The following is a 1,098-nucleotide window of genomic DNA, read 5'->3' as shown; positions in this document are numbered from 1 at the left end:
CTCCGAGCCCCTTTTGCTGCTCGTCGAGCGTGAACGGGCCCTGTACGGCTCCTGGTACGAGTTCTTCCCGCGCTCGGAGGGCACGCCGGAGCGGCCGCACGGCACGTTCCGGACCGCGGCCCGGCGGCTGCCGAAGATCGCGGAGATGGGCTTCGACGTCGTCTACCTCCCGCCGATCCATCCCATCGGCACCACCTTCCGCAAAGGCCCCAACAACACCCTGCACGCGGGCCCTCAGGACGTCGGCGTGCCCTGGGCGATCGGCTCTCCCGAGGGCGGACACGACGCCGTCCACCCCGATCTGGGGACCCTGGAGGACTTCCGGTGGTTCGTGGCGGAGGCCGGCCGCCACGGCCTGGAGATCGCCCTGGACTTCGCGTTGCAGTGCTCGCCGGACCACCCCTGGGTGGAGAAGCACCCCGAGTGGTTCCACCACCGGCCCGACGGCACCATCGCCTACGCCGAGAACCCGCCCAAGAAGTACCAGGACATCTACCCCATCGCCTTCGACGCCGACATGGCGGGCCTGATCGCCGAGACGGTCCGGGTGCTGCGGCACTGGATGGACTGCGGGGTGCGGATCTTCCGCGTCGACAACCCGCACACCAAGCCGGTGGTGTTCTGGGAACGGGTGATCGCGGAGATCAACCGCGCCGACCCGGACGTCATCTTCCTCGCCGAGGCCTTCACCCGGCCCGCGATGATGCGCACCCTGGCCCAGATCGGTTTCCAGCAGTCGTACACGTACTTCACCTGGCGCACCGGCAAGCAGGAACTCACCGAGTACCTCACCGAGCTGTCCGGCGAGTCGGCCGCCTCCATGCGGCCGAACTTCTTCGCCAACACCCCGGACATCCTGCACGCCTACCTCCAGCACGGCGGCCGTCCCGCCTTCGAGGTCCGGGCCGTGCTCGCCGCCACCCTCTCCCCCACCTGGGGCATCTACAGCGGCTACGAGCTCTGCGAGAACACCCCCCTCAGGGAGGGCAGCGAGGAATACCTCGACTCGGAGAAGTACCAGCTCAAACCCCGCGACTGGGCCCGCGCCGAGACGGATGGCATCGCCCCCCTGATCACCCGCCTCAACGCCGTCCGGCG

The 1,098-nt window shown here is 69.1% G+C and carries 1 pseudogene; it reads left to right on the top strand.

The features are described from left to right. Positions 1-1,098: pseudogene (locus ACFY0P_RS52205) on the top strand (alpha-1,4-glucan--maltose-1-phosphate maltosyltransferase); the annotation flags it as partial.

The organism is Streptomyces sp. NPDC001714 (genome assembly GCF_042892755.1).
GTDB lineage: Bacteria > Actinomycetota > Actinomycetes > Streptomycetales > Streptomycetaceae > Streptomyces.
This window is presented reverse-complemented; position numbering and strand designations above follow the sequence as displayed.